General features: G+C 39.0%; 20 protein-coding genes. 12 read left to right on the top strand and 8 right to left on the bottom strand.

Annotation, left to right across the window (positions count from 1 at the left end; translation table 11 throughout):
- Nucleotides 1-20 precede the first annotated feature (20 nt).
- The 5 genes from BM107_RS04780 (at nucleotide 21) to BM107_RS04800 (ending at nucleotide 4114) form a co-directional block, all read left to right on the top strand.
- The gene (locus tag BM107_RS04780; RefSeq protein WP_090980858.1) at nucleotides 21-1115 is read left to right on the top strand and encodes an alginate lyase family protein; all 1095 of its coding nucleotides are present in this window, start codon (nucleotides 21-23) and stop codon (nucleotides 1113-1115) included.
- A gap of 18 nt (nucleotides 1116-1133) precedes the next feature.
- Nucleotides 1134-1673, top strand: a complete 540-nt coding sequence (locus tag BM107_RS04785; RefSeq protein ID WP_244278733.1) for a GbsR/MarR family transcriptional regulator — start codon at nucleotides 1134-1136, stop codon at nucleotides 1671-1673.
- Between the two features lie 219 nt (nucleotides 1674-1892).
- A complete protein-coding gene (locus BM107_RS04790; RefSeq protein ID WP_090980861.1) occupies nucleotides 1893-2708 on the top strand; it encodes a DUF393 domain-containing protein in 816 nt (271 codons plus the stop codon).
- 5 nt (nucleotides 2709-2713) lie between these two features.
- Entirely contained in the window at nucleotides 2714-3643 is a 930-nt protein-coding gene (locus tag BM107_RS04795) for a TIGR01777 family oxidoreductase (RefSeq protein ID WP_090980863.1), read from the top strand.
- A 21-nt stretch (nucleotides 3644-3664) separates the two neighbouring features.
- Nucleotides 3665-4114, top strand: a complete 450-nt coding sequence (locus BM107_RS04800; RefSeq protein ID WP_090980866.1) for an SRPBCC family protein — start codon at nucleotides 3665-3667, stop codon at nucleotides 4112-4114.
- A gap of 132 nt (nucleotides 4115-4246) precedes the next feature.
- Here BM107_RS04800 and BM107_RS04805 read toward each other — a convergent pair whose 3' ends face one another.
- The 8 genes from BM107_RS04805 to BM107_RS04840 all read right to left on the bottom strand — a co-directional run bounded on the left by BM107_RS04805 (nucleotide 4247) and on the right by BM107_RS04840 (nucleotide 12125).
- Entirely contained in the window at nucleotides 4247-4495 is a 249-nt protein-coding gene (locus tag BM107_RS04805; RefSeq protein ID WP_090980868.1) for a DUF4834 family protein, read from the bottom strand.
- Nucleotides 4496-4599: 104 nt separating this feature from the next.
- Nucleotides 4600-4791, bottom strand: coding sequence for a hypothetical protein (locus BM107_RS04810; protein WP_090980870.1), 192 nt, complete (start codon nucleotides 4789-4791; stop codon nucleotides 4600-4602).
- A 41-nt stretch (nucleotides 4792-4832) separates the two neighbouring features.
- Nucleotides 4833-5135, bottom strand: a complete 303-nt coding sequence (locus tag BM107_RS04815; protein ID WP_090980873.1) for a hypothetical protein — start codon at nucleotides 5133-5135, stop codon at nucleotides 4833-4835.
- On the bottom strand, nucleotides 5135-5332 hold the full coding sequence (locus BM107_RS04820) for a YwbE family protein (RefSeq protein ID WP_090497912.1): 198 nt from the start codon (nucleotides 5330-5332) through the stop codon (nucleotides 5135-5137). The genes BM107_RS04815 and BM107_RS04820 overlap by 1 nt, the downstream gene beginning before the upstream one ends.
- A gap of 56 nt (nucleotides 5333-5388) precedes the next feature.
- Nucleotides 5389-6681, bottom strand: coding sequence for a DUF3472 domain-containing protein (locus BM107_RS04825; RefSeq protein ID WP_090980875.1), 1293 nt, complete (start codon nucleotides 6679-6681; stop codon nucleotides 5389-5391).
- Between the two features lie 77 nt (nucleotides 6682-6758).
- Nucleotides 6759-8801: an excinuclease ABC subunit UvrB gene (uvrB, locus tag BM107_RS04830; RefSeq protein ID WP_090981410.1), complete on the bottom strand. Its 2043-nt coding sequence runs from the start codon at nucleotides 8799-8801 to the stop codon at nucleotides 6759-6761.
- 354 nt (nucleotides 8802-9155) lie between these two features.
- Nucleotides 9156-11528 carry a M1 family metallopeptidase gene (locus BM107_RS04835; protein ID WP_090980877.1) on the bottom strand — a complete coding sequence of 791 codons (2373 nt, stop codon included), beginning with the start codon at nucleotides 11526-11528 and terminating at the stop codon, nucleotides 9156-9158.
- Between the two features lie 12 nt (nucleotides 11529-11540).
- On the bottom strand, nucleotides 11541-12125 hold the full coding sequence (locus tag BM107_RS04840; protein WP_090980879.1) for a HupE/UreJ family protein: 585 nt from the start codon (nucleotides 12123-12125) through the stop codon (nucleotides 11541-11543).
- A gap of 185 nt (nucleotides 12126-12310) precedes the next feature.
- Here BM107_RS04840 and BM107_RS04845 point away from each other — a divergent pair, with 185 nt between their 5' ends.
- The 7 genes from BM107_RS04845 (at nucleotide 12311) to BM107_RS04880 (ending at nucleotide 18201) form a co-directional block, all read left to right on the top strand.
- Nucleotides 12311-12817 carry a DUF6702 family protein gene (locus BM107_RS04845; protein ID WP_090980881.1) on the top strand — a complete coding sequence of 169 codons (507 nt, stop codon included), beginning with the start codon at nucleotides 12311-12313 and terminating at the stop codon, nucleotides 12815-12817.
- Between the two features lie 137 nt (nucleotides 12818-12954).
- A complete protein-coding gene (locus tag BM107_RS04850) occupies nucleotides 12955-14223 on the top strand; it encodes a DUF7033 domain-containing protein (protein WP_090980883.1) in 1269 nt (422 codons plus the stop codon).
- Nucleotides 14224-14308: 85 nt separating this feature from the next.
- Entirely contained in the window at nucleotides 14309-14953 is a 645-nt protein-coding gene (upp, locus tag BM107_RS04855; RefSeq protein ID WP_090980885.1) for a uracil phosphoribosyltransferase, read from the top strand.
- Between the two features lie 52 nt (nucleotides 14954-15005).
- Nucleotides 15006-15335, top strand: a complete 330-nt coding sequence (locus BM107_RS04860; protein ID WP_090980887.1) for a low molecular weight protein tyrosine phosphatase family protein — start codon at nucleotides 15006-15008, stop codon at nucleotides 15333-15335.
- An 855-nt stretch (nucleotides 15336-16190) separates the two neighbouring features.
- A complete protein-coding gene (locus BM107_RS04870) occupies nucleotides 16191-16880 on the top strand; it encodes a YjjG family noncanonical pyrimidine nucleotidase (protein ID WP_090980891.1) in 690 nt (229 codons plus the stop codon).
- 78 nt (nucleotides 16881-16958) lie between these two features.
- The gene (locus tag BM107_RS04875) at nucleotides 16959-17663 is read left to right on the top strand and encodes a proline and serine-rich protein 1 family protein (protein ID WP_090980893.1); all 705 of its coding nucleotides are present in this window, start codon (nucleotides 16959-16961) and stop codon (nucleotides 17661-17663) included.
- A gap of 19 nt (nucleotides 17664-17682) precedes the next feature.
- Nucleotides 17683-18201 carry a DUF1569 domain-containing protein gene (locus BM107_RS04880; RefSeq protein ID WP_090980895.1) on the top strand — a complete coding sequence of 173 codons (519 nt, stop codon included), beginning with the start codon at nucleotides 17683-17685 and terminating at the stop codon, nucleotides 18199-18201.
- Nucleotides 18202-18331 lie beyond the last annotated feature (130 nt).

Below are 18331 nucleotides of genomic sequence, written 5' to 3' on the forward strand. Positions count from 1 at the left end.
AAAAATTCAACCTATTTATTATGAGAAAGTTTGTTGTTACGATTGCGCTCGCCGCCTTAACTTTTTCTTCGTTTGCTCAGCTAGTAAGTTTAAATAACGACGAAATCAAAAAGCTAAAAGCGCAGATCAAAAATGACGGGCAAACTAAAAAATTATACCAGGGCTTTGAAAAAGCGGTATTAAACTATCTCAATGAAACACCGAACCCAATTGATACCGTCCGAACGGAAGGATTATTAAAGGGCAATCCAAAAAAAGAGAAAACCAGATCAGCCCTGGCAGATATGAACAAAATGTTTGCACTGGCCTTGCAATACCGGATTACTGATGACCGGAAATATTTAAACAAATGTGCAGAATTTCTTGTTGCATGGGCGAAAACCAATAAACCAGGTGGCGATCCTATTGACGATACCAATCTGGATAAAGCCATTGACGCTTTCGATCTGATCAGAAAAGACCTAGCCGGTAAAGATAAACAACAGATTGAACAATGGCTAATGGAAACAGCATGGGCAGAAATAAACAGCAAACGAATGAAAGCGGGAAGAGCCACCGCCATTAACAACTGGAACGCGCACCGGTTAAAGGAAGTTGGTGAAATTGGTTATGTTTTAAATAATCAGGAGTTTATTAAATGGACAATCGAAAATTTAAAAAGCCACATTAACATCAATTTATTTCCCGATGGAACAAGTTTGGATTTTAAAGAACGTGATGCCATGCATTACCACATTTATGACCTGGAACCGATGCTAAAATTAGCCATTATGATCGACAGGGCAAAGGGGCCAGACTTCTACACTTATCAGTCGCCAAAAGGATCTTCCATCAAAAAATCTGTAGAGTGGCTGATTCCATATATCAATGGCGAAAAACAACATGAAGAATATGTACACACGACTGTGAAATTTGATCGAGACCGGGCCAAAAACAATGAGCCCGGATTTGCGCCTGGTACAATGTTCAAACCGGATTTAGCTTTACCGGTACTAAAACTAGCCGTGTATTTTGATGGGAGCCAGGCTGATCTGTTAAAAAAGCTCATTAACAATCGTAACGACTGGCAAACCATACCGGACGAAATTAAGCGCGAAAGCAAACTTACAAAATAAATAAACTTTCAATAATTTTTGAAAGTTAAAAAACAATATTTATATTTGTTTATGGAATTGGTAGCAGCGAAATTAAAATTTATAGAAGCCTGGGGAAAACTGGGCTCCGAATGGGGAATTAACCGCACCATGGCCCAGGTACATGCCTTATTGTTAATTTCTCCTGAAGCACTTACGACGGAAGAAATTATGGATGCACTCAGCATTTCAAGGGGAAATGCAAACATGACCCTCCGCGATTTAATTGGATGGGGCTTAATTGAAAAACAACATAAAGCGGGAGAACGTAAGGAATATTTTTTTGCGGATAAGGATGTTTGGAACATTGCACGCCAGGTAGCCAAGGAACGCAAAAAAAGAGAACTGGAACCTGTTTTAAAAGTTTTAAATGAACTATCAACTGTGGTGGGCGACGAAAAAGATCCGGAGTATAAAACGTTTAAAAAATCAGTAAACGATATTAACAAACTTGCGGTAAACGTTGACAAAACTTTAGAAACGATGCTTAAAGCCGAAGAAAGTTGGTTTTGGGGCTCGATATTGAAAGTGTTTAAATAAATTGGGGGGGGGATGTAGGAATTTGGTATCAAGATTAAAGTATCAAGTATCAAGATGAGAGCAGCAAGACAAGTTTACTTGAAACCTTAACCTTACGCCTTAAACCATCCACCCTAAACCTTACACCCTAAACCTCACCCAAAAGGCCTGACCAATTGTTCGGCTTTATTTTTTAATTCAAACTTTCATTTTTTACTGAAAATACCAAAATTTAAATAAATGAAAACGCTTAAAAACCATGTGATATTATTTGACAATGAGTGCCCAATGTGTTATGCTTATACTAAGGCTTTTGTCAAAACAGGAATGTTAGCGCAAGATGGCAGGGAGGCTTACCAGGAAATGCCATCAGATATTTGCCCACTGGTAGACCATCAAAGGGCGGCTAATGAAATTGCCCTGGTGAATACCGAAACCGGCGAAGTTACTTACGGCATCCAAAGTTTATTCAAAATTATTGCCTATGCTATGCCCTTCTTTAGTCCTTTATTTGCATTTGGTCCATTTGTTCATCTAATGCGTAAGCTCTATGCATTTATTTCTTACAACCGCAAAGTGATTATTCCGGTAGCAGTTAAAGAAAATACCTTACAACCCAGTTTTAACCGGCGCTATCGTATTGCATATTTATTTTTAACCTGGGCCATTACCGCCTATATTTTGACAGACTATGCACATCTTTTGACAGATTTTGTCCCATTAGGCAGTAAATACCGCGAATATTTAATCTGCGGTGGACAGCTATTTTTTCAGGGTATTATTATCAGCTTTTATAGAAAGGAAAAACTTTGGGATTACTTAGGGAACATGATGACCATTTCTTTCGCGGGTTCTCTTCTGCTTTTACCCATTATCATACTAGCAGAATATTTCGACTTTCAGCCATCGTTTTTCCTATTTTACTTTTTAATGGTTGCTGGATTAATGTTTTTAGAGCATATCCGTAGAAGTAAATTATTAAAGCTGGGCTGGGTGATGAGCATTACCTGGGCATTGTATCGTTTAATTGTTTTGGGTTTAATCTTCATTTTATAAAGATCATGAAATACGGAAAAATTATACTGGCTGGCGGAAATGGTTATCTGGGTGGCGTATTGACGAAATATTTTAGCGGCATGGCCGATGAAGTAATCATTCTGGCGAGAAAGCCACAAGCTGAACAAGGCAACATTAAAACACTGGTTTGGAATGGCAAAACCATGGGTGATTGGGTATACAGTTTGCAAGGGGCAGATCTCATGGTTAACCTTTGTGGTAAAAATGTAAACTGCAGGTACACGGAGAAAAACAAAAAAGAAATTTTTGATTCCCGGTTGATCCCCACTCATTTACTCGGTAAAGCCATTGAAGAAATAAAAAATCCACCAAAACTTTGGATCAACATTACTTCTGCAACCATTTACCGCCATGCAGAAGACCGACCACAGGATGAACTTACAGGCGAAATTGGCAAAGGCTTCTCTGTTGAGGTATGTAAAGCCTGGGAAAAATGCTTTTTTGAAACCAACACCCCCAACACCCGAAAAATAGCACTTAGAATGGGCATTGTTTTAGGTCTGAAAGATGGGGCATTCCCACGCTTACTTAACCTGGTGAAATTGGGAATGGGCGGCAAACAGGGCAATGGCGAACAATACATGAGCTGGGTCCACGAAGAGGACGCTGTACGCAGTATCAAATGGTTACTAAATCGTCCCGAAATCGAAGGAGTTGTAAATTGCACGGCACCAGATGTGATTAAAAATCATGTTTTCATGCGCAGCATCAGAAAGGCTTTTGGTCGCAGTTTCGGTTTACCAGCCCCGGCCTGGCTGCTGACCATTGGGGCAAAAATTATCGGTACGGAAACGGAACTGATTTTGAAAAGCAGGTGGGTTAAACCAACAATATTGCTTAATGATGGATTTGATTTCAGATACAGAAAGATTGATGATGCAATGGCCGAGCTAAGCAGGCAGCACCAAAAGTAGAGGTAATTAAAAACGGAAAGTATGCCAACCATTATCTTAAAAACAGTGATTAATGCACCCATCGCGCGCTGTTTCGACCTGGCCAGAAGTATTGACCTTCATGTACAGTCGATGCAAAGTTCTGGTGAGAAAGCCATTGCTGGAAAGAAAAGTGGATTGATCAGTATAAATGAATCTGTAACCTGGCAAGCAAAACACTTTGGCATTTTGTTTAAAATGACCAACAGGATTAGCACTTTGGAGTACCCAACGTTCTTTATAGACGAGATGATTATGGGGCCTTTTAAAAAACTCCATCACCAACACCTGTTTAAAACAATAGATTCTCAAACAGAGATGACTGATATTTTTGAATTTGAAGCCCCTTTTGGAATAGCAGGATGGTTGGCAGAAAAAGTATTTCTTAAAAAATATTTGCTGAAACTAATTGAGAAGAGAAACGAGGTAATCAAATTTCAAGCTGAATTGTGATATGCGATGATAAACTTTTGATAAGACCCTGAAATAAATCTGATGGCTCCGGATCAGGGTGACGATGACGCAGGGAGAACTAACAATGGAACGACATTAACAAAAAACCCCGAAACAGGTTCGGGGTTTAGTTTATTTTACTTCTTCGTAGTCTACGAAATCGCCAAGTTTATCTGTTTTACTTTGATCGGGTTTTGGCGGCATATAGTCGATAGAAATAGAACCTTCAGGTTTCTGTCGCCGCTGTTGCTGCTGTCCTGTAGCCTGACTTTGCATTTTGCTGGCCAGGTTATTAAACAGCATAGGTAAAATTAGCCTGATCAACATTCTGATCAGCCAAAGTACCAATATTGTAATAAAAATGAATTTTACTAATGCCATGCTTTAAATTACTGTTGTTACAAATATAGACGACCTAACTTTTATTTTGTTACTTTTTAGGCCTTTAATTGCAATTTGATTACATATATAATACGCAAACAAAGCTATAAAGGTTTTATAGAGACCTGTAAAAACCGCTCTTTCCCCGAGGCATTAATCTTTTTAATTACTTCTACATTTTCTACAAGATTACTGGAGAGGTAAATATCATTATTGCTGGAGAGTTTTTTATCTTCAATAAAAATAGGCAGACTCCAGTATTTCTTTTTGATTTTATAGATTTTAAACAGATCCATAAAACATAATATTTTAATGTCATTTTTTAAGCCAACTTCGATCACACCATTTTTTGCGCTTTCTCCATATATCTTTGCCCCTCTTCGGCCTTTAAGATTTTAAAAGAAGTGATGCTTGAAGGGCTTAAAAACTCAATCACATAACCATTCTCAATTACAATTTTATTAATAACGTATAATGGTGCATTTGCAATTATCCCACCCTTTGGTGGTGAAATGTGCCAAGGTATTAGCCCCGTCTTTCTTTTGCCATCAATAGGCTTTCTTTTGAACAATTCAGATAATTTTACCGATGTGCAACCAGCAAGTAGAATACATAATAAGATAAAGTAAAGCTTTTTCATCAATCTTCAACAATTTCAGCTACACGGCCAACCTGACCATCTTCGAGCCTAACCTTTATTCCTCTGGAGTGAAATGCTGAGGAAGTAAGCAGATCTTTCACCACGCCATAGGTGATGTTTCCTGATCGCTGATCTTTCTTCAATATAATGCCAACTTCCAAACCCGGATAAATGTCTTTTCTATTTTGCCCGTCCATATGTGCTGTAATAAAATGATGATGAAGATTTCAAAATTCCATAATTATTTTGAATGTTAAGGTAATTTACTAAAATCTATTTCTGGTTTTTTGCCTTTTGATACTCTGGTGAATATTTTTCCTGCTGTGGTATAATCGTTAAAAAAGCCACCGTTCTTTAAATAAAGTGCACCTTTCTCAACTCCACCCTGATAGTCCATCCGATAGCCTTTTGCTCCGGTATTATCGGTAGTGAAGCGCGCAACCTTTAATTCAGTCCATGTTCCTTTATCATCGCAGATCCATTGGTTATCAAACAAAACTTTTCGTGATAAATCTCCCTGCACTGGTGAGAAGTTTTCTAAAAAGGAATGGAAGTGTTTTAAATAAGTATTAGTCTTCGGCCTGGAAAAGCTGGCTATCAATTGCCATTTATTGGTTTCAGGAATAAAGAAATAAGCAGTGTATGTGGTTAAGCTATCTTTTCCGGGCGCCCCATGCAGCAAAAACTTATAGGTGTTTCCTGCTTTCCATATATAATTCAGGTAGCTCTGGCCCCCGGCGCCTTCGTTCCCAAATTCTCCTGTGTATACACCTTCGCCTTTCTTTAGCATTTTGATCTTATGCGCTTCGGGAATGCTTTTAGGATCATCTGTATGGAAAGGACTCCATACCGAAAATAAGATATGTCTTTCCGTCGGGCTGTTCACCTGCATACCAAAATAACCTTCACCAAAACCACAAGCCATAAAATAGGAACCTAACTTATCTTCTCCTTTTGGCACAGTTACTTCGTTATAGTACCATTCTGCATTTATATTTTCAGGCTGTTGATAATTTAAATGAACCGATGGTCCGCGCCGGCCCCAGTAAAAGAAATTGCCTTCATTGTTTTTTACGTAAGCAGTTTTTCCCTCTACTGCCGTTCCGCTAATGCTTAACGTTTGGATGAAAGGAAATTGAGTGCCGCTTTTGTTTATCCCTTTTATGGTGATGGCAACGTAACCGGTATCTTTGATTATCCAGTCGCCAATTTTACCATCAAAAGTTTTGGCTTCATCAAAACTTACTTTTTTGGATTGATTGTTAATAGAAAATTCTAATGTAGATTGCCCTTCAACCACAAGTTTATCTTTAATAGAAATGAACAGCGTACCTGGCTTTGAAACCCTTAGATAGGCTGTAAAATATTCACCTGGGTTAGACCAGTTAACAATTCCACGGTCAGACAAGCTTTTTTCAGCATCTTCATGTAAAGAACTGTAAGCATTGCCTCCAAGAGGAAGATAAATTGCCGCAGCATTTTGGGCGTGACTTTTAAGCCCCGGAACGCCCATTAAGATTAGCAACACCCACTTTAGAAATCTCATTTGATGATTTTTAGATAATTTTATTGAAAGCAATTCTAACTCAAATTATCTAAAAATCAATCTTTAAAACCAAATCGTTACTTGCTGAATTTTTCGTTAAACATCTTTTCCAGCGCAAACATTTCATCGCGTAGCTTCGCAGCTTGTAAAAAGTCCATATCTTTTGCTGCCTTCTGCATATCCTTACGGGTGTTATCAATTGCCCTCTGGAGTTCGGCCTTACCCATATACTGTACAATTGGATCTGCCGCAATACTGATTTCAGCATTTTCCACATAGGCTTTTGCTTTATTATCGCTTGCTTTTTGCGAGAAATCGAGTACAGAGGTCTGTTCTAAAATTGCTTCTCTCGATTTGCCGACCGTTTTGGGTACAATGCCATTTTCAAGATTATAGGCAATCTGTATGTCCCTGCGCCTGTTCGTTTCTGAAATGGTTTTTTCCATACTTTCCGTAATGCCATCTGCATACATTATTACCCGGCCACGATCATTACGGGCAGCACGGCCAATGGTTTGAATAAGCGATTTTTCTGATCTTAAAAACCCTTCTTTATCCGCATCTAAAATCGCTACCAGGGTAACTTCTGGTAAATCTAAACCTTCCCTTAACAGGTTAATACCCACCAAAACATCAAATTCGCCCAGGCGTAAACCACGCAGAATCTCTACCCTTTCCAAAGTTTTAATTTCGGAATGGATATACCTGGTTTTGATATTTAAGCGATCAAGATATTTCGTTAACTCTTCAGCCATACGTTTGGTTAGCGTAGTAACCAGCACACGGCCGCCATCTTTTATCGTAAGGTCTATTTCATCCAAAAGATCATCAACCTGGTTAATGGCAGGCCTGACCTCTATAACAGGATCTAGTAATCCGGTAGGTCTGATGACCTGCTCTACTACCACCCCTTCTGATTTTTCCAGCTCGTATTCGGCAGGGGTAGCACTCACATAAATGGTTTGTGGCGCAAGGGCTTCGAATTCGTTGAAATTTAAAGGCCGGTTATCCAATGCGGCCGGCAAACGGAACCCATATTCAACCAAAGATAATTTTCTTGAGCGGTCTCCGCCGTACATGGCCCTGATCTGCGGAACAGTTACGTGGCTTTCATCAATGACCATTAAATAATCATCAGGAAAATAATCCAGCAAACAGAAAGGGCGCATCCCCGGCTGTCTTCCATCAAAGAACCGGGAATAATTTTCAATACCAGAGCAATAACCCAGTTCTTTCATCATTTCGATATCGAAATTGGTCCGTTCCTCTAATCTCTTTGCTTCCAGTAGATGCCGATCGGCAATCAATTGGTTTTTTCGGATCTCCAATTCTTCCTGTATGCCCCAAATGGATTGATTGAACCGGTCTTTTGGCGTAACGAAAAGGTTGGCCGGATAGATGGCCATATCTTCCAGTTTTTCGAGGGTTTTACCTGAAACGGGATCAATTGCTGAAAGTTCTTCGATATCATCGCCGAAAAAAGAAATGCGGTAAGCATGATCCAGATATGCCGGATAAACATCAACAGTATCCCCTTTAACCCTAAATGTTCCGCGTTTAAAGTCTGTAGTTGTCCTGGAATATAAAATTTCTACCAAACTATGCAAAAATGCATTTCGCGAAATCCGAAGCCCTACACCAAAGCGAAAAACCATCCGGGAAAAATCTTCGGGATTCCCCATACCATAAATACAGGATATGGATGATACTACGATAATATCGCGGCGGCCACTCATTAATGATGAGGTGGTACGTAAGCGCAGTTTCTCAATCTCCTCATTAATGCTCAGGTCTTTTTCGATATAGGTATTGCTTGAAGCGATAAAGGCTTCCGGCTGATAATAATCATAATAGGAAACAAAGTAATTCACCGAATTTTCCGGAAAGAAATTCTTGAACTCCCCATATAGTTGTGCAGCCAGGGTTTTATTATGACTTAAAATTAAAGTAGGCTTTTGAGTCTGTTCAATTACATTGGCTATCGTAAACGTTTTTCCTGATCCGGTTACACCCAATAGGGTTTGGTAGTGTTCATTTGCATTTACACCATCTACCAGCTGTTTTATCGCATTTGGCTGATCTCCGGTAGGTTTATATTCTGAAGTGATTTTAAATTTCATGAGTATATCAAACTTAATAAAAATTGATGTTAAAATCATTATTGTGTTCTTTCCTCCGTTTATTTAAAAAAAAATCGCGGGAATTATAAGACTTAACATTAAAGGATAACAGACGAAAGTCAGGAAAGTTGAAAATTGATATTTGAGGGAACCTCAAAATTCAATATGCCATTCATAGTATCTAAACTTATTCCAACCTAGTAAATCAAAAGTTTAATTTTCGATTTACTAGGTTGAAAATAAAAACTCCCCGTTGAATTTTGTTCAACGAGGAGTTTCAAAAGAGTTTCTTCATCCTAAAGCTTTAAGATTCCCAATCAAGTTGGGAATGACGATCGGAGAAATAATGATACATTATTTCCCAGCAGCAGCCTGCATTGGATTTTTGCCAACTGACTGGCCTCTTACAGCTCCACCAGCTTTTGCTTTATATACTTTAAACTTACTTTCTTTTGCTTTACCGCCCCACGTATTGTTAGATGTATCAATATCAGCGGTTTCGCGTAAAGGATCAATTAAAATTGAAGCCACTTCTTTGTTTTTCACATAGAATTTAGAAGTTTTAAGTTCATTGTGTCTCCAGATCTGCGCAGGGATACGGTCTATTTCTTTTGTTCCATCTTTATAGGTAAACTCTACAATAATAGGCATTACCAAACCACCTTTATTGCTAAAACTCAGTTCGTATAAAAACTGGTTGGCATATTTACTTTGATCAGCTTCTGCAACCGCTTCTATAGGCGGTGTCATATCCATTTTCATGGCAACAGTTGTATCAACAGTAACCAATCCTCTATCGTATTTATAATAAAAATCCTGAGCCGCTGTGTTTTTATCTACGTAGAAGCTGATTTTTTTGTCTTCGCGGTTTCTGATTTTAGAAATATCCTCAAAAGCATTTACGGCAGGCCTGTCAATTTTAACCATTCTCGATCTGGCAGCAGGAACTTCTTTAGGAAAATCGGCTTTTGCAAATTTCACGCTGTCTAAAGATATATCACATGGATCGGTTCCGTAAAACCATCCCCTCCAAAACCAATCTAAATCTTCGCCACTGGCATCTTCCATGGTACGGAAAAGATCAGCAGGCTGAGGATGTTTAAATGCCCATCTTCTCGAGTATTCCTTAAATGCATAATCAAAAAGTTCTCTGCCCATAATGGTTTCGCGCAGAATATTTAATCCTGTAGCTGGTTTTGAATAGGCATTTGGACCAAAACGTGCAATATTTTCGGAATTGGTCATAATGGGCTCCAGCTCATCCTTAGGCAGTTTCATATAATCAACAATGGTATAGGCCGGTCCTTTTTTACTTGGAAATTTATTATCCCAAAGTTCTTCGGTTAAATACTCCACAAAAGAATTCAAACCTTCATCCATCCAGGTCCATTGGCGCTCGTCGCTATTTACAATCATTGGGAAAAAGTTATGCCCAACTTCATGAATAATAACCCCTAACATGCCATTTTTAGTGCTTTCGCTATATGTTCCGTCTGCATCGGTGCGGCCATAATTAAAACAGATCATCGGATATTCCATTCCATTTGCAGCTTCGATACTTTGGGCCACCGGATAAGGGTATGGAATGGTGAAATCTGAATAGGTTTTAATGGTGTGCGCTACTGCACGTGTAGAAAATTTACTGTATAGGTTATAAGCTTCTTTTCCATAAAAACTCATGCACATTACGGTATTGTTGTTGGCCTGAATTTTTTGAGGCATGGCATCCCAGATAAATTTGCGGGAAGATGTCCATGCAAAATCACGGACATTATTAGCGTTAAAAACCCAGGTTTTTTTTGCCGTAGATTTTTTGGTTTCTGCCAGTTTAGCTTCGGCCAGGGTCTGGATTTCAACAGGCGCGGCAGCCGTTTTTGCTGCATTATATCGGCTCAACTGTGTTGGGCTTAAAACGGCACTGTAATTAATACACTCTCCTGTTGAACCCACCAGGTGATCTGCCGGAACAGTCATTTGTACTTTAAAATCGCCAAAGGTTAAAGCAAACTCGCCCCTACCAGTAAACTGGTGGTTTTGCCATCCCTGAAAATCGCTGTACACACATAAACGTGGGTACCACTGGGTCATGGTAAACAGGTAGTTTCCATCTCCCGGAAAAAATTCATAACCACCACGTCCACCAACACTCATCCGGTCGGAAATTTTATAATTCCAGTTGATGTTGAAGATAAATTTCTGCCCGGTTCTCAATGCTACCGGCAAATCAACCCTCATCATCGTTTTGTTAACGGTGTAAGGTAAGTTTTTACCGGCCACATCGGTTAATTTCGTAATATTGATACCATAGCCATTGTTACCGGTTGTACTTAACTGGTCTAACATTTTAGTGGTGCCTATTGCAGGCATCTTTGTCGCATCCTGATAGTTTGCATTTCTATCTGTGCTATGCTCATTTTCATCAAGCTGCAGCCAGATATAAGTTAAAGGGTCAGGAGAATTGTTGGTGTAGGTGATGGTTTCAGTTCCTGTTAACAGCAGGTTTTTCTCGTCCAGCTCACATTTGATATTATAATCGGCACGCTGCTGCCAATATTTAACACCGGGTGCCCCGCTGGCTGTACGCTGTTCGTTAGGGGTAGGTAAAATAGTACCCAACTGCTCAAACTTATTCCCATGGTTGCTGCCAGGATTATTCTGAATATTTTGCGCCATAGCCAAACCTCCGGAGAAGATAAGCAGGCCGGTTAAAGTAAATAGTTTATTCATTGTTATAGTTCATTAAAAAGGAATTCGCTCTAAAGCCATTTTTAAAGCCAGGCTAAATACGGCTGCTGATATAAATAAAACCCAACTCATTCGTTTTATGCGGGTATAATTAAAAATTAAAAAGGTAATTAAAAGAATAATAATCACCATAAAAACCTGACCGGACTCCAAACCTAAGTTAAAACCAAACAGGCCCCAGCCAATTTGCTGATCTTTGGCCAGCATGATTCGGATGGAATTTGCAAAACCCATTCCATGGATAAGCCCGAAACCCAATGCCAAAAAGTAATTGATCTTGATTGATTTCAAAGAGAAATTTTTCCTGAACAGGTTGCTGATGGCCGTAATGACGATGGTACAGGGAATCAGGAATTCTACCCATTTACTATCAAACCTGATGACATCCAAAACGCTTAAAAGTAAGGTGAATGAATGGCCGATGGTAAAGGCCGTAACCAATATCAGCACCTGTTTTAAATTAACATAACTATAAATAGCCGCCAGGGCTAAAATAAATAGCTGGTGATCTAAAGCATCGGCACTGATAATGTGCGCCCAACCCAATTTAAAATAAAAAATAAAATCTTGTAAGGGCATGAATAATAAGCTAACTATTGGAACTAAAATAGTTTACAACAGTTAAAATTAGATTTTTTAATGATAAAACCCCAAATATCCGTCAAACAAAAGCATAAATACTAAATTTGTTACTGTCTTAGCTATTTAAATCTATTATCTTCCTTAATTTTAAGTCCTAACTTTGTACTTCTTAAAAAAAACCGATGCATAAATTAAAATATATCCTGCTGTTTTTGTGCTGTGCTTTTTTTTCTGTTAAAGCGGGAACGAAACATCCCTTGCACGTAAGCACAACTGAAGTTAACTTTAATGCAAAGGATAAGACCTTAGAAGTAAGCTGCAGAATCTTTTCTGACGATTTCGAGGCCATTCTAGCCAGATTATACAAACAAAAAACCGATCTGAGTAATCCGAATATGAAAAGTGCCATGGACGTGCTGGTAAAAAAATACCTGCTTGCTCATTTACAGCTCAAGGCCAATGGCAAGGCCGTTGCCATGAATTATATCGGATTTGAGATCGATCATGAAGCCACCAATATTTACCTGGAAGTTGAAAAAGTGCCTACGTTAAAATCTGTTGAAGTTAATGACAGTATTTTATACGATATGTTCGATGATCAGATGAGTATAGTTCATATAGTAAAGGGTAATAACCGTAAAAGCACCAAAATCCTTTATCCTGAAAAGAAATTCACGGCAAACTTTTAACTGTAATTTTTGTATTAGATAGTGTTCCGGTGTTAAATTACCGTTAATTTTTAATGGTCAATATTTTTAGGTTAATATTAGGCTAAGATATATTTCTTGTAATCTTTTTTTAAATACCGCGTTGTTAAAATAAAGTTATGCATCTGATCATCTTTTCCGACATATTAACGCCCAGAATTAAATATATCTTCAATTTCATTTTTAAAGATGTTCTTAAAGCAGAAATAGAATTTACAGGCAACAGCCAATATTTTTTGCAAAGTACTCACATCAAAATCAGTTATGGCGATGAGCCTTTGGGTGAAGAACTTTTCTTTAAAAGCACACCTTTGCTTTTCTCCAACAAATTAGAGGATATTAAACCTAAAACCTTATCATTTGGTGAATATCAGGTACCGTTTCCTGTCGATCAGTCTGCCTTACCATTCGATGTTTTTGCTGCTTCCTTTTTCATAATCAGCCGGTACGAAGAATACCTTCATCATCGAAATACGGAAGATGCCTTTAAGGCATCAAAAAGTTACCAGCACAAATGGCGGGTGTTGGATAAGCCGATTATCGATGAGTGGGCATTAATGATTAAAAGTATCATCAGGAAAAAGCATCCGGACTTTAAATTTCAGGAAAAGAAATTTGAACACTGGCCCACCATCCATTTTAGTATGTTAACCCATTTGCCTGAAGGCTTCTTGAACAGGACCAAATTTATTTTCAGTGCGCTTTTTAAAAAAGAAAATAATTACCTGAATGCTAAATTTGACAGGTTAACAGGAATCGGAATCAACAACGAACAAGTACTTGAGCAGGTAAACGAAATGTTTGCTTCAAAAAAAAGTAGTCCCCTTTATTTCGTCGATTTCCCTGATGTTCCAATCGATTACATCAGAACAAATGATATTTCTAAAACCTTGAATAACCAATCGCTTGGTTTGTTGAGGCCCTGCGCCAGCAACAAGCAGAAAATGACTGAAATTAAAGAAGGTTTGGTGAAGCTAAAAAAGATAAATCCAAACCTCATCAAGCTAACCAGCCAGCAGCTGGATGCGTTAAAATTCCCAATATGCTATTTAAATCTCCTTAACTCCGGCATCACTTCTGATTATTCCATGGGTTACGGTCATGTGATGGGGTTTAGGGCAGGAACATGTACACCATTTAACTGGTATGACCTTCAGTTGGAGAAAGTAACTCCACTGGTAGTCAATTCATACTGCTTAACTGATCATATCCTGCAATTTCTAACCCAACCGGCAGCAGTAAAAGAAATGCACCAATATATTGATGCGGTTAAGGTGGTAAATGGAACTTTTTACAGTAGCTGGAACTTGAAAAGCTTGTCGGATCATCCCAAATACAGGAAGTTGAAGTCGCTTTTCGAAGAAATGCTTCATTATGCGGGGAATTGACTTTAATGAAACATTATTTAGCCGGGAATTGCTACATTTAGTGATTAAACAATTTGCCGCAAATCTATAATATTTACGTAACACCATGATTTTCGATATCAGCAAGACAAAATCTATTGCCAATACTTTCATTGCAGAACTTCGTGACGAGCACATCCAGAAAGATTCGATGCGTTTTCGCAAAAACATGGAGCGGCTTGGCGAATTTTTCGCCTATGAGATTAGCAAATCATTGAAATATACCGACCAGGATATCGTAACTCCCTTAGGTGTATCAACTTGTGGTGTTTTGGCCGAACAGCCCGTCCTGGCTACTATACTCAGGGCCGGACTTCCGCTTCAGCAGGGACTGCTCAACATCTTCGACAAAGCCGAATGCTGTTTTATCTCTGCTTATCGTAAAATGGATCAAGGAGAAGATTTTATCATTCAAATGGATTATATTTCTACTCCGGATCTGGATGGAAAAGTATTGATTATGGCTGATCCGATGCTGGCAACGGGACAAAGCATGGTGATGTGCTGTAAAGAGCTGATTAACCGCTATAAAATTGCCGAGCTTCATATTGTTGCTGCAATAGCGAGCGCCGAAGGTGTTGCCCACGTACGTGCCAACCTGCCTAAAGCAAAACTTTGGCTTGGAGCAATAGACCAGGAGATGACCAGTAAATCTTACATTGTGCCAGGCCTTGGCGACGCGGGCGATTTAGCTTATGGAGAGAAGGTTTAGGTTAGTCCTCAGTCTAGAGTCTTTAGTCCGGAGTCTGTAACGTTCAATATAAATGAATATCCTCTTTGTTTGCAGCAGAAACAAATGGCGTAGTGCAACTGCCGAAACCATGTATAAAAATCACCCCGAGCATCAGGTAAGATCAGCCGGAACGGAACCATCAGCCAGAATTAAAATCAATGCAAAACTGATTATCTGGGCTGATCTGATTTTTGTGATGGAGAAAAAACACAAACAAAGAATTACGGAACGTTTCCCTGAGGAAGTTTATGAAAAAGAAATAATCACTTTGGATATTCCAGATGATTATCAGTACATGGATGAGGCGCTTATAGAAGAAATTGATTCAAAAGTTGCCCATTATTTAGCCGAACGTGGATGATCATACCATCGGTTGGTGTCGAACCGGTCGAAATAGGTTTGGAAATGAGCATGCAGTAATCCTTGGCGGTGGATAGCCCCGCTTTTTGCTTTACTCCGTTTCACTTCGTGTTCGCTTCAATCCGGGTTTAGCAACAAAGGCTGCTGCACCCAAAACCCCGAAAATGAAATGCAGATGTAGCCATCTAGCCCCGGTTGCAGCGGGCCCCTGCAGCAACGAGGCACGAGGCAGCGAAACGTACAAGCGGAAGACGGGAGGAAATTTAATGTGAAATACTGGCTCTGCGCTCCTTTCAATAAGAATATTTTACTATGAGCTGGTGCCGCACCGACCGAAATAGGCTTTGGAAATGAGCATGCAGTAATCCTTGGCGGTGGATAGCCCCGCTTTTCGCTTTACTCCGTTTCACTTCGTGTTCGCTGCAATCGGGTTTAGCCACAAAGGCTGCTGCACCCAAAACCCCGAAAATGAAATGCAGGTGTAGCCATCTAGCCCCGGTTGCAGCGGTACCCTGCAGCAACGAGGTACGAGGCAGCGAAGCGTACAAGCGGAAGACGGGAGGAAACTCAGTGTTTTGTACTAAACCTGCGCTCCTTTCAGTAAGAATATTATACTATGAGCTGGTCTCTCACCGAACCGAAATAGGATTTGGAAATAAGCATGCAGTAATCCCTGGCGGTGGATAGCCCCGCTTTTCGCTTTACTACATTGCACTTCGTGTTCGCTTCAATCGGGTTTGGCAACAAAGGCTGCTGCATCCCAGTAATAAAAAAATGAAAAACGGCAATAAATAATCAAACTTAGGTTTATCTGTAAATCAGAGATCATTAAGTTACCTTTGTAAAAACATCATAAATGAAAAAACACATCTTCTTCGACCTCGACCATACCATTTGGGACTTTGACCGCAATGCAGAAGAAACACTAAATGAACTTTATCATACTTATCAGTTAGACACACTTGGACTTAAATCCTGTGCCGATTTCATCAGTACTTACACCCAAAACAACCATCAGTTGTGGGCTGATTATCATCTCGGTAAAATCACCAAGGATTTTTTAAGGTCAGAACGCTTTAGCAAAACTTTTATTCAACTGGGTATCCATCCTGACGCAGTGCCGCATCAGTTTGAAGATGATTACGTCAGTATTTCACCTACCAAAACCAATTTATTTGAAGGTGCAGAAAATGTTTTAAGTTATCTACAGCAAAAATATACCCTTCATATTATTTCAAATGGTTTTAAGGAAACAACCTTAACCAAAATGAACCTTTCAAACCTTAATCCATATTTCGAAAATGTGATTATTTCGGAAGATGTAGGTGTAAACAAACCGAATCCCATCATTTTTGAATATGCCTTAGATAAAGCGCAAGCGATCAAGGCAGAAAGCATCATGATAGGTGATAGCCTTGAAGCCGATATTTACGGTGCGCTCAACTTTGGTATGGAAGCCATCTTTTTTAATCCTTTGCAAAAAGAAAAACCTGAAGATGTAAAACAGCAAATTGTTCATTTGGAAGAGTTATTAACACTTTTTTGAATCCCGCTCTTTTTTGTTTTGGTTTTGGCATTTTTTTCGCATTAATTCAAAACACACACAAATGAAACCTCAATTAAAATGAAAAAAACCATCTTTTTAGGAGTGGCAATGCTTTTTGCTACCCTAAGTTTCGCTCAAAACAACCGCAGATCAGCCGAAGTTTTCCTGGAAATCGTTAATCCGGGCAGGTACACCGTATATCTGGACGAAGAAATCGTTTCGTCTGCTACCGGCAGGTTCCGTTTTTACGATGTCTATAATTCTGCACCCATACTATCTATTATTCAGGGCGATACGGTAATCTTAAAACAGCAGATCAGCGTGACCCCGGAACAAAGACTTGTTTTAAGCTTGGATAATAGAAGTTTAATTACGCTGAAACAGCTGAATATCTTTCGAAACAGGCAATACGCACTTGATGATTTTGATGGTTACACCGGAGCTTTTAATACAGGCATTGTTCCGGCAATGCCGCCACAACCTGATCCATACTACCGTTTATTATCTCCGGAGGCTTTTCAGGAATTTTATACCAGTTATAAAAAATCCAATTTTGACAGCGAAAGGGTAAGATTGATCAATGCGATAAGTAAAAATGCTTCGTTTTCCAGCAGTCAGAGCAAACTTATTCTTAAAACATTCACATTTGATGAAGAACGGTTAAAAATTGCTAAAAGCCTCTATCAAACCGTTGTAGATCCGCAAAATTATTTTACGATTGCCGAGATATTTGAATTTCCTTATTATAAAGATGAATTTTTAAAGTATTTGGAGAAACCGTAATTCGGCTTACCTTTATTAAATGACGGCTGCAAAAGTTAAGGTATCGATCCATCGGGTGGTTGATGCCTATAAATCGAAATTATCGCATTACCCTGAAAATATTTTCCAGACTATTCCACCAATTTCCGGCTGGAGTTATAGCGAAGTATATTCACATATCTTTGATTCAAGCCTGCTTTCGCTAATCGCCCTGGAAAATGCGGCAAACGGCAAAGGAGAAAGCAAACCCACTCATTTTATAGTAAAGCTGATATTATTATTGGGTGCATTACCTCCGGCACAAAAGTATAAAGTGCCTAAACGGCTGGAAGAGCGCGTAAAAAAAATCAGTAAAACAGAAGCACTCGATTTTATTTTAGAATTTGAAAAAGCTTTGGACGATAATTACCATTTGCTTGCACATTCAAAATCCACCAGCAAAACAAAACACCCAAGATTAGGGTATTTAAACGCTAAACAATGGCTTAGGTTTATAGAAATACATTTAAAGCATCATTTAAAACAGTTAGAAAGAATAGAAAAGAGCTTTCAGACTTAAATTAATACCTGGTTAATCCTAAAATCTGTGACCATAAATACGCTTTTTACCCTCCAATGCCTGCTATACTTTTTGCCTGTAATGGTAGCAACAAAAAGAAGTGGTTAGGTTGTTATTCCTACGACTGATA

This window comes from Pedobacter suwonensis (assembly GCF_900111825.1).
GTDB classification, from domain to species: Bacteria; Bacteroidota; Bacteroidia; order Sphingobacteriales; family Sphingobacteriaceae; genus Pedobacter; species Pedobacter suwonensis.

Excerpts from the sequence above, each read along its gene's own strand:
- BM107_RS04780 (WP_090980858.1), top strand. The coding sequence starts at position 21 with ATGAGAAAGTTTGTTGTTACGATTGCGCTCGCCGCCTTAACTTTTTCT.
- BM107_RS04790 (WP_090980861.1), top strand. The coding sequence starts at position 1,893 with ATGAAAACGCTTAAAAACCATGTGATATTATTTGACAATGAGTGCCCA.
- BM107_RS04795 (WP_090980863.1), top strand. The coding sequence starts at position 2,714 with ATGAAATACGGAAAAATTATACTGGCTGGCGGAAATGGTTATCTGGGT.
- BM107_RS04800 (WP_090980866.1), top strand. The coding sequence starts at position 3,665 with ATGCCAACCATTATCTTAAAAACAGTGATTAATGCACCCATCGCGCGC.
- BM107_RS04805 (WP_090980868.1), bottom strand. The coding sequence starts at position 4,495 with ATGGCATTAGTAAAATTCATTTTTATTACAATATTGGTACTTTGGCTG.
- BM107_RS04810 (WP_090980870.1), bottom strand. The coding sequence starts at position 4,791 with ATGGATCTGTTTAAAATCTATAAAATCAAAAAGAAATACTGGAGTCTG.
- BM107_RS04815 (WP_090980873.1), bottom strand. The coding sequence starts at position 5,135 with ATGAAAAAGCTTTACTTTATCTTATTATGTATTCTACTTGCTGGTTGC.
- BM107_RS04820 (WP_090497912.1), bottom strand. The coding sequence starts at position 5,332 with ATGGACGGGCAAAATAGAAAAGACATTTATCCGGGTTTGGAAGTTGGC.
- BM107_RS04825 (WP_090980875.1), bottom strand. The coding sequence starts at position 6,681 with ATGAGATTTCTAAAGTGGGTGTTGCTAATCTTAATGGGCGTTCCGGGG.
- uvrB (WP_090981410.1), bottom strand. The coding sequence starts at position 8,801 with ATGAAATTTAAAATCACTTCAGAATATAAACCTACCGGAGATCAGCCA.
- BM107_RS04835 (WP_090980877.1), bottom strand. The coding sequence starts at position 11,528 with ATGAATAAACTATTTACTTTAACCGGCCTGCTTATCTTCTCCGGAGGT.
- BM107_RS04840 (WP_090980879.1), bottom strand. The coding sequence starts at position 12,125 with ATGCCCTTACAAGATTTTATTTTTTATTTTAAATTGGGTTGGGCGCAC.
- BM107_RS04845 (WP_090980881.1), top strand. The coding sequence starts at position 12,311 with ATGCATAAATTAAAATATATCCTGCTGTTTTTGTGCTGTGCTTTTTTT.
- BM107_RS04850 (WP_090980883.1), top strand. The coding sequence starts at position 12,955 with ATGCATCTGATCATCTTTTCCGACATATTAACGCCCAGAATTAAATAT.
- upp (WP_090980885.1), top strand. The coding sequence starts at position 14,309 with ATGATTTTCGATATCAGCAAGACAAAATCTATTGCCAATACTTTCATT.
- BM107_RS04860 (WP_090980887.1), top strand. The coding sequence starts at position 15,006 with ATGAATATCCTCTTTGTTTGCAGCAGAAACAAATGGCGTAGTGCAACT.
- BM107_RS04870 (WP_090980891.1), top strand. The coding sequence starts at position 16,191 with ATGAAAAAACACATCTTCTTCGACCTCGACCATACCATTTGGGACTTT.
- BM107_RS04875 (WP_090980893.1), top strand. The coding sequence starts at position 16,959 with ATGAAAAAAACCATCTTTTTAGGAGTGGCAATGCTTTTTGCTACCCTA.
- BM107_RS04880 (WP_090980895.1), top strand. The coding sequence starts at position 17,683 with ATGACGGCTGCAAAAGTTAAGGTATCGATCCATCGGGTGGTTGATGCC.